The sequence below is a fragment of the Modestobacter sp. NPDC049651 genome (genome assembly GCF_040659695.1).
Lineage (GTDB): Bacteria > Actinomycetota > Actinomycetes > Mycobacteriales > Geodermatophilaceae > Modestobacter.
Genome location: NZ_JBFAOG010000011.1, coordinates 113312 through 121834 on the forward strand (window position 1 = coordinate 113312; position 8523 = coordinate 121834).

The 8523-nt window shown below is 76.6% G+C and carries 9 protein-coding genes; 3 read left to right on the top strand and 6 right to left on the bottom strand.

Annotated elements, in window-relative coordinates; genetic code table 11:
* The first annotated feature begins 10 nt into the window (after positions 1-10).
* Genes AB0J00_RS15885 through AB0J00_RS15895 form a run of 3 tightly spaced genes read left to right on the top strand, consistent with a single transcriptional unit; the run spans position 11 to position 2657 of the window.
* Complete coding sequence (locus AB0J00_RS15885; RefSeq protein ID WP_357746242.1) at positions 11-736, top strand: Wzz/FepE/Etk N-terminal domain-containing protein; 726 nt, start codon at positions 11-13, stop codon at positions 734-736.
* Positions 733-1932: a glycosyltransferase gene (locus AB0J00_RS15890; protein WP_357746244.1), complete on the top strand. Its 1200-nt coding sequence runs from the start codon at positions 733-735 to the stop codon at positions 1930-1932. Before AB0J00_RS15885 ends, AB0J00_RS15890 begins: the two co-directional genes overlap by 4 nt.
* A complete protein-coding gene (locus AB0J00_RS15895) occupies positions 1929-2657 on the top strand; it encodes a class I SAM-dependent methyltransferase (RefSeq protein ID WP_357746246.1) in 729 nt (242 codons plus the stop codon). Before AB0J00_RS15890 ends, AB0J00_RS15895 begins: the two co-directional genes overlap by 4 nt.
* A gap of 9 nt (positions 2658-2666) precedes the next feature.
* Here the strand turns inward: AB0J00_RS15895 and AB0J00_RS15900 are convergent, their stop codons facing one another.
* The 6 genes from AB0J00_RS15900 to AB0J00_RS15925 all read right to left on the bottom strand — a co-directional run.
* Complete coding sequence (locus AB0J00_RS15900) at positions 2667-4031, bottom strand: O-antigen ligase family protein (protein ID WP_357746248.1); 1365 nt, start codon at positions 4029-4031, stop codon at positions 2667-2669.
* A gap of 1 nt (position 4032) precedes the next feature.
* Positions 4033-5472: an oligosaccharide flippase family protein gene (locus AB0J00_RS15905; RefSeq protein WP_357746250.1), complete on the bottom strand. Its 1440-nt coding sequence runs from the start codon at positions 5470-5472 to the stop codon at positions 4033-4035.
* A 12-nt stretch (positions 5473-5484) separates the two neighbouring features.
* Positions 5485-6159 (bottom strand): hypothetical protein, encoded by a 675-nt coding sequence (locus tag AB0J00_RS15910; RefSeq protein WP_357746253.1) that lies wholly within the window; start codon positions 6157-6159, stop codon positions 5485-5487.
* A 168-nt stretch (positions 6160-6327) separates the two neighbouring features.
* A complete protein-coding gene (locus AB0J00_RS15915; RefSeq protein ID WP_357746256.1) occupies positions 6328-7407 on the bottom strand; it encodes a cellulase family glycosylhydrolase in 1080 nt (359 codons plus the stop codon).
* 30 nt (positions 7408-7437) lie between these two features.
* Positions 7438-8019 (bottom strand): acyltransferase, encoded by a 582-nt coding sequence (locus AB0J00_RS15920; protein ID WP_357746258.1) that lies wholly within the window; start codon positions 8017-8019, stop codon positions 7438-7440.
* A gap of 246 nt (positions 8020-8265) precedes the next feature.
* Positions 8266-8523 (bottom strand): methyl-accepting chemotaxis protein (locus AB0J00_RS15925; protein ID WP_357746260.1); only part of this gene is annotated, 258 nt, incomplete at its 5' end.

The window sequence follows — 8523 nt, forward strand, 5'->3', positions numbered from 1 at the left end:
CTGGAGCCCCATGGACGTCCGCACCACGCTCGGCCTGCTGGCCCGCCGCTGGCTCGTCGTCGTCGGCACCGCGGTGGTGGCCGCCCTGGTGGTGGGGGTGCTCGCCTGGTCGCGGACGCCCACCTACACCGCGTCGGCGGACGTGCTGGTCTCCGTCGCCGCGCCGGAGACCCGGTCGACGAACGTCCTCGCCTCCGGGTCGCAGTTCATCCTCCAGCGGATGACCAGCTACGCCGAGCTGGCGACCGCGAGCCGGGTGCTCGACCCGGTGGCCACGGCCCTCGGCACCGACCCCGACGAGCTGTCGCAGCACGTGGCGGCCACCGCCAGCGTCGACACCGCGCTGGTCCGGATCCGGGCCGGCGACCGCGATCCGGAGACCGCCGCCCGCATGGCCGACGCCGTCGCCCGGCAGCTGGAGGACGCCGTCGGCGACCTGGAGAACGGCACCGTCCGGGCCGCGCTCACCGCGCCGGCCCAGGTGCCCGGCTCGCCGTCGGACACCAGCGCCGTGGTGCTGGTGGCGCTCGCCGCGGCCGGTGGGCTGGTGCTCGGCGCGGCCCTCGTCCTGCTGCTGGACCGCTGGCCGGTGCGCGCCCGTGCCCGCTCGCACCCCGGGCCGCCGGTCCCCACGGCACCGGACACCGCCCCGGACACCACGTCGGACACCGCGCAGGAGGGCCGGTCGGCACCGGTGGGCGCGGGGTCCCCGGCCGCGCCCGGGGACCCCGGATGACGCCCTCCGGCCCGACGGTCCTGCAGTTCTCCACCCTGGTTCCCCCGGCCCGCTACGGCGGTGCGGAGCGGGTGGTCGACTGGATGAGCCGCGACCTCCGCCGCGCGCAGGTGGCGGTGCACAACGCCGGGCTCGCCCCGCGCGGCCGGGCCCGGCCCGCCGAGGGGACCCACGGCATCCGCAACCTGTACTGGCCGTTCGACGGCGACCACGGGGGAACGGTCCGGCGGGCGGCCTGGCAGGCGGTCGACACCTGGGGGCTGGCGGCCCGCCGGGTCGTCGACCGGCTGATCGACCGGGTGCAGCCATCGGTCGTGGTCACCCACAACCTGCGCGGCTGGGGGTACGCGCCGTGGGTCGGGACCGCGGCGTCCGGCGTCCCGCTGGTGCACGTCGTGCACGACTACAGCCTCATCTGCCAGGCCTCCAGCCTCTGGCGGGGCCGGCCCTGCGACCGGGTCTGCCTGCCCTGCCGGCCCCGGCGGGCGGCGACCCGCAGCCGGTGGCCGGGCGGCGAGGTGGTCGGGGTGTCCCGCGCGGTGCTCGACCAGCACGCCCGGCACGGTGTCGACTTCGGCCGGCCCGGGCGCGTCGCCCACCCCACAGCGGCCGCCGTGCCCGTCTCCCCGGTGCGCGCCGGGTCACCGCCGGACCGCCCGCCGGCCGTGCTCGGGTACCTGGGGCAGCTCAGCGCACCGAAGGGCCTCGGGTTGCTGCTGCGCGCCGCGCGGACGACGTCCCAGCGGCTGCTGGTCGCCGGTGCGGGCGAACGGTCGGAGGTGGCGGCGCTGCACCGCGAGGCGGGCCCCCGGGTGGAGTGGCTGGGCCGCACCGACCCCCAGGCGCTGTTCGCCGCGATCGACGTGCTGGTGGTGCCCTCGGTGTGGCCCGAGCCGTTCGGCCTGGTGGTCGTCGAGGCCGCGGCGGCCGGCGTGCCGGTGCTGCTCGCCGACCAGCCGGGCCTGGTCGAGGCGGCCCGGGCGGGCGGCGCCCGGGTGCTCGTCGTGCCGGCCGGGGACCAGTCCGCGCTGGCCGGCGCCCTGCACCGGCCGCTGAGCGCGTACGCACCGGCACCACCCCCGGCGGAGGAGGCCGACGTCGTCGGCCTCGTCTCCCGGATCGCCCGGGGGGTCGCCGACCTGCCCGGCGGAGAGCCCGGCCCGTTCCGCGACCGACCCACCGGAGGAACCCGATGACCCTCAGCGACGTGCAGCAGAACTGGGACAGGTTCGGCCGGCAGGACCCGCTCTGGGCCATCCTGACCACCGACGACGCCCGAGGCGGCCGGTGGGACGAGTCGGCGTTCTTCGCCTCCGGTGAGGTGGCGGTGGCCGAGCTGCTGGCGCTCACCGACCCGCCGCCGACCGGGCGCGCCCTGGACTTCGGGTGCGGCGTCGGCCGCCTCACGCTCCCGCTGGCCCGGCACTTCCGCGAGGTCGTCGGGGTGGACATCGCCCCCTCGATGCTCGCCCTGGCCGAGCGCTACAAGGCCGAGCGGCACACCGGCGCTCCCGGCGACCTCCGGTACGTGCTCAACCAGCGACCGGACCTGGGCCAGTTCGAGAGCGGCAGCTTCGACTTCGTCAACGCCGCGATCGTGCTGCAGCACATGCGGCCCGCCATCGCCCTCGGCTACCTCCGGGAGTTCGCCCGGCTGCTCGCCCCCGGCGGCCAGCTGGTGTTCAACCTCCCGTCGGAGCCCGCGCCGACGTTCCGCGGCCGGCTCTACCGGGTGCTCCCGCGGCGGGTGATCTACGCCTACAAGCGCCGCCGGGACGGCTCCGTCATGGAGATGAACGGCATCCCGATCGGCCGGCTCGTCGTCGAGCTCGAGCGGGCGGGGCTCACCGTGGAGAAGGTGCGCAGCAACGCCGGCGGTGGGCGGAACTGGCTGGCCTTCCTCTACTGCTGCCGCCGCTGACCCGGCGGGTCACGGCGACGGTTCGGCGACCCGGGCGGCCGGCACCGCCCCGGCGTCCTCCCGCCGGTGCCGGGCGTGGTGCCGCGCGGCGACCGGGCAGCTCAGCAGCACGCCGGGCAGGGCCCAGGACAGCCAGTCGACGTTGTCGATCGCCCACGGGCTCTCGGTGGCACCGACGACGACCACCGGCAGCACCGCGCAGCCGACCACCAGGAACCAGGCCCGGCCGGCCTGGGCCAGCAGCACGACCAGCGCGGCGACGAAGAGCGCAGCACCCAGGACCCCGCTCACGAAGAGCACCTGCAGGTACTGGTTGTGCACCGAGTACACCGCGCTCTGGTCGATCAGCCCGGCCTGCCGGACGTCGTCCCACCCCAGCGCGCCCCGGCCCAGCAGCAGGCTCCCGCCCTGCCCGAGCGCCGCCTCGGCCAGCTGCCACAGCGACGCCCGGCCGGTGAAGGACGTCGAGTCGTGGGGGAGGAACGGCAGCGCCGCCCCGAGCAGCACCCCGCCGCCGAGGACCCCGCCGAGGAGCACCGCCCGGCCGGTGCCGCGGTCGGGCCGGCGGGGGTCGGGCCGGACCAGGACCAGGACGACGAAGGTGGCGACCGCACCGACCGCGCTGGTCCGGCTGCCGCTCAGCAGCACGAGGAACACCAGGTACGCCGACAGCACCCCGCCGGTCCAGCGCCCGAACGCCATGAACACGAACGGCATGATCAGCGCCAGGTACAGCCCGATCGCGTTCTCGTTGGTCAGGAAGCCGCGGAAGTTGAAGCCGAGCAGCCCGCACTTGCCCGATCCGCACGCGAAGGTCGCGAACTCCTGGTTCACCAGCACCGCGACCCCGCTCACCAGCCCCGCGATCGCGCCGAAGGTGCCGAGCCCGACGTGCACCCCCAGCCCCCGGGGGGCGATGGTGACCGCGGCCAGCAGGCCCGTGGCGACCACGTAGTACGGGGAGAACGGGCTGTCGCCGTGCAGCAGCGCCGACCCGTCGGACACCAGCGCCACCAGCAGGACCAGCAGCGCCGGCACGTGCACCGTGGCCCCGCGCCGGGGGAACCGGGTGAGCAGCAGGTAGCACGACCCCAGCAGGACCAGGACGTACAGCCCGAGCTGGGACCGGTACGCCCAGCCGGGCCAGTCGATCAGCGTGTCGCCGAAGGCGTTGGTCCGCGGCCGCCAGGTGTCGGTGAGGGTCACCAGCATCGCCATCCCGCTGCTGGTGAACAGGGCCAGCAGGAACGACTCGGTCGCGCCGTCGCGCCACTCCCCCCGGGCCAGGACGCCGCGCACCCCGACGGCCGTGGCGACCAGCGCCCCCGCGGTGGCGGCCCCGACCAGCGCCAGGTCGGCACCCCCGACGGCCACCTCAGCCCACCTCCCCCGCCGCGCGGCCGGTGGCGCGGCGACCGGCGAGGACGCCCGGCACCAGCTGGCAGCAGAGGACCGTCGCGATCGACGCGACGACCGGGCCGGCCGCCCCCATCGACGGGGCCAGCGCCCAGGAGAGGGGCAGGTTGGTCACGACCAGGGCGACGACGCAGCCGGCCTGGAAGCGCAGCTGGGCCGGCGCGATCAGCAGGATGCCGGTGCCGACGTGCACGGACTGCACGACCAGGAGCGCGGCGAAGCAGCCCAGCAGCGCCCAGCCGACCGTCGCCCGGTCGTCGCTGACCTGGTCGATCACCGGGCCGGCGAGGACGAGCAGGGCCACGGCGAACGTCACCCCCATCGCGCTGAGCACCGCCACGCTGCGCAGCCAGCTGCGGCGCAGCCCACCCGGGCCGGGCCGTCCGGCGAACACCGGCCACAGCGCCAGCGCGGCCATCGACACCACCGACCAGAGGGGGCTGTAGAGCTGGGTGACGTAGCTGTAGTCCGACAGCGCCCGGGCATCGGCCCGGTGCGCCAGGACGATCCGGTCGGTCTGCAGCGCGATCGGCAGCCCGACCATCACGATGAACCACGGGACGGCGGTCGACGCGATCCGCCGTCCGGGGAACCGCCGGCGGTGCAGCACCTGGCCGGGCAGCCCGGCGAGCAGCGGCCGGACCGACCGGCCGGCGACCAGCGCGCACGCCCCCCAGCCCACCAGCCCACCCAGCGGCAGCGTCACCGCGTAGGCGAACACCGGGGCGTCCGCCCAGTACAGGACCAGCGTGACCAGCAGGCTCACCGGGCCGGCCAGCCCGGCGAGCAGCACCGCCTGGTGCAGGCGACCGCTGCCGCGCAGGACCGCCTCGCCGAGCAGGCACGGCAGCGACGCGCTGAACGCCAGCAGCGAGAGCACGGTGGCCACGTCGGCCGACAGCCCCCCGCCCGGGTCCGCGGAGATGCCCAGCAGGGACGGCCACCACCCGAGCGCCCCCACGGCGACCGCGACGACCGCGATGGTGCCCGCCGACAGCAGCATCGTCCGCACCGCGGTCAGCAGCGTCCGCCGGAACACCTCCGCGCCGTCGGGCTCCTCCACCCGGGCGACGGCCGTGGCCACCGCCGCTCCCGCCCCGAGGTCGGCGAACAGCAGCAGCTGGCTGAGCGTCGCGACGAGCATGACCGCGCCGAACTGCTCGACGCCCACCGCCCGGGTGACCACGGCCGAGACGACCAGGCTGGCCAGCCCGGTGACCGGCAGCACGAGCAGCCGCGCGGCGCCAGAGGCCAGCAGCACCCGGCCGACCGACCGGCTCGGCGGTCCCGCGGGGGCCGCGTGGCGGCCGCCCCGGCCCGCGGCGGCGTTCCCGGCCGGTGGCGGGACCGGGGCGGCGCGGCCGTCGGCCAGGACCGCCGGCCCGGCGTGCTTGCCCACCGCGGCGCGCTCTCAGCCCCGCCGCAGCGACCGGCGGACCAGCGCGAGGCACCCGGCCAGGACCAGCCCGACCACGCCGCCGACGACCGCGAACCGGGCGACCCGGGGGACGGCGGCCACCCGGTCGGGCACGTCGGCCTGGTCGACGGGGGTGATCCGCACCGGCGCCGTGCCGGCCGGTCCGCCCACCGCCTCCATGGCCTCCACCACCTCGGCCTGCCGCGCCGCGACGGCGTCCGCGATGGACGCCGCCCGCTCCGGGTCGCGGTCGCGCACGGCGATCCGCAGCACGACCGTGTCGGGGGGCGCGGTCACGCTGACCGCGTCGGCCAGCTCGTCGGCCGTCTCGTGCAGCCCCATCTGGGTGACGACCCCGCCGAGCACGTCCCGCGAGGTGGCCAGCTGCGCGTAGCTCTGCATCCGCTGCAGCACGAACTGGGAGCCGCCGAACGGGTCGCTCTGGCCCGCCGAGCTGCGGGTCAGCGACGCGAACGACTCCGCCGTCGTCGTGTAGACCGGGTGGACCACCAGCGCGGCAGCGCCTCCGACCAGCACCCCGGCGACGACCAGCGCCCCGCCAGCGGCCCGGAGGGACCGCCACCCGCGCCCCCGCTCCGGTGCGGCCGGGTGGTGGTGACCGTGGCCCGGGTGGGCCGGCTCGTCGGGAAGGGTCCCGCTGGTGCCCATACCGACCTCCTCGGAACGGTGCGGCCACCCGCCCCTGCCGTGTTCCCGCTGCTCAGCCCGGCGCCGCGCGACCATAACGGCTCATCGGACGGCCGTGGGCCCCTTCTCGCGCCGTCCTGCGGGCGCGGGCTCCGGGTGCCTGCCGACGGTGAGCGACCGCTGACGTGATCAGCCCGGCGCGCCGACGAGGCCCGGGTCGGTCGCCGCGGACCGGAACGCGCGGTACGCCGGTTTCGGGGTCAGGTCGGTGCGCAGCAGCCCGAAGGAGTTCTCCAGCGGCGTGGAGTCGTCGCGGTCGCGCGCGGAGTACCAGAACGCGTGGGTGACGAACGGCCACCGCGCGGCGACCAGCCGGACGGTCTCGGTGAGCCGGCGGGCCTGGCGCGCCTCGCCCACCCCGGCGATCGGCCCCGACCGGGCGGTCGACCAGCCGAACTCCGTGAACCAGACGGGCCGGTCGCCGTCCCCGTGCCGCACCATCACCCCCCGGACGTCGCTGATGGTGGTCAGCCGGTAGACCCGGTGCCCGGACGGCGCGTCCGGCGCCAGGCCGGACGGCTTCACGTACGGGTGCACCCCCAGGGCGTCGAACCACCCGGCCGCGCCCGCGGCGTACAGGTCGTCCACCCACCGGGCGTTGTTCCCGCTGATGCCCCCGCTGACCACGGTCGCCCGCGGGTCGGCCGCCTTCACCGCCCGGTACCCGGCCTGCAGCAGCGGCACGTAGCCGACGGCCGAGCCCTTCCCGCAGCCACCGATGCAGTCCGGCTCGTTCCACACCTCCCACGCCGACACCCGGCCGGCGTAGCGCGCGGCCAGAACGCCGACGACCCGGCCGAACTCCGCCGGGTCGGCGGGCAGCGCCCGCCCGTCCGGCCCGCCACCGGCCCAGCCGGGCGTGCAGACGGTGACCAGCAGCAGCTGGAGGTGGCGGTCGGCGACCAGCCGGACGAGCTCGTCGACCCGCTCCCGGTAGCTGGTCGCCACCAGCCCCGGGCCCTCCGGCTCCCAGGCGCACCAGGCCAGATCGGCCCGCACCCACCGGGTCCCCGCGTCCCGCACCCGGTCCAGCAGGGCCGGCAGCACCTCCCAGTCCTCCCACAGCGCGAGCGAGTTGACGCCGAGCTGCAGCGGGCCGGTCCGCGTCGTCCCGCCCGCCGGCGACCGCCCGGGCAGCTGCCCGGCGAGGAGCCCGCCGAGGACGACGAGCACCAGGGCCACCGCCGCGACGACGGCCCGGCGGCGCACCTCGGGTCGCCGGCGGTCAGCCAGCGGGGGTCACGCCGTCCCCGCGGCCTGGGCGACGGGCGCGGGCGGGGACCCGCCGTCCGCGCTCTCCTCGGCCAGCTCCGCCTTGCGCACCGCGGGCACGCCGGCGTACAGGCCGTAGGGCGCGCAGTCGCGGGTGACGACGCTGCCGGCGGCGATGATGCAGCCGCGACCGATGGTCACCCCGGGCATGATCACGCACCGCGCGCCCACCCAGGTGCCCTCGCCGATGTGCACCGGCGCGGGCTCGATCACGTCCGAGTAGGCCTTGCCCGACCCCGGGCTGCCCTTGCCGTGCGTGCTGGTGATCACCATCGTCTCGTAGGAGATGCCGGAGTAGCGCTCGAACGTGACCGGGGCGCCGAGGTCGAGGAAGCAGCCGTAGCTGACGTGCGAGCCCTCGGCCATCACCAGTCCGGTGCGGGCACCCAGGAAGACGTTGGGCAGCACGACCGCCTGCGGGTGCACGTCGTGCCCCACCAGCGACAGCAGCCGAGGGCGCAGCCTGCTCGGGTACCACGGTCCGTTGACCAGCTTGTTGAGGAGGACGTCCCGGACCACCGGGCCGAGGTGCTCGCGCAGGGGCCTCATGCGCGGGGACGGTAACGGCGGTGCGCCCTCCGCTGCCCCACCCGCGGAACGGGAGTTGGCTGCAGGGCAGCCGCGACCGCGGCCCGCCCCGGAGCTGCGGAGCGGGCTGTCGCCGTCCGGTCACCGCCCGGCACCAGCGCGCCACGCCCGGACGACGACGTCGCGCCGGTCGCCGTCCGCGCCGGTGTGCGTGCATCGTCGTCTCCCCTCGCGGGAAGCAGCGATCCGCGCACACCGGCGCACGGGTCAGCCGGCGGCGTCGATCAGCCGGGCCATCCGGGCCTGCTCCTCCAGGACCTCGTTCATCCGGGCCTGGACGACGTCGAGCTGGCCGATGATCTCGGCGGTCTCGTGGATGCCGGTGGCCACCGAGCGGCTGGAGGCCTGGATGCCGGCGATCTGCTCGGACACCTTCTGGGTGGCGTTGGCGGTCTCCCGCGCCAGGTCCTTGACCTCGCTGGCGACCACGGCGAAGCCCTTGCCCAGCTCCCCGGCGCGGGCGGC

Excerpts from the sequence above, each read along its gene's own strand:
- AB0J00_RS15885 (WP_357746242.1), top strand. The coding sequence starts at position 11 with ATGGACGTCCGCACCACGCTCGGCCTGCTGGCCCGCCGCTGGCTCGTC.
- AB0J00_RS15890 (WP_357746244.1), top strand. The coding sequence starts at position 733 with ATGACGCCCTCCGGCCCGACGGTCCTGCAGTTCTCCACCCTGGTTCCC.
- AB0J00_RS15895 (WP_357746246.1), top strand. The coding sequence starts at position 1,929 with ATGACCCTCAGCGACGTGCAGCAGAACTGGGACAGGTTCGGCCGGCAG.
- AB0J00_RS15910 (WP_357746253.1), bottom strand. The coding sequence starts at position 6,159 with ATGGGCACCAGCGGGACCCTTCCCGACGAGCCGGCCCACCCGGGCCAC.
- AB0J00_RS15920 (WP_357746258.1), bottom strand. The coding sequence starts at position 8,019 with ATGAGGCCCCTGCGCGAGCACCTCGGCCCGGTGGTCCGGGACGTCCTC.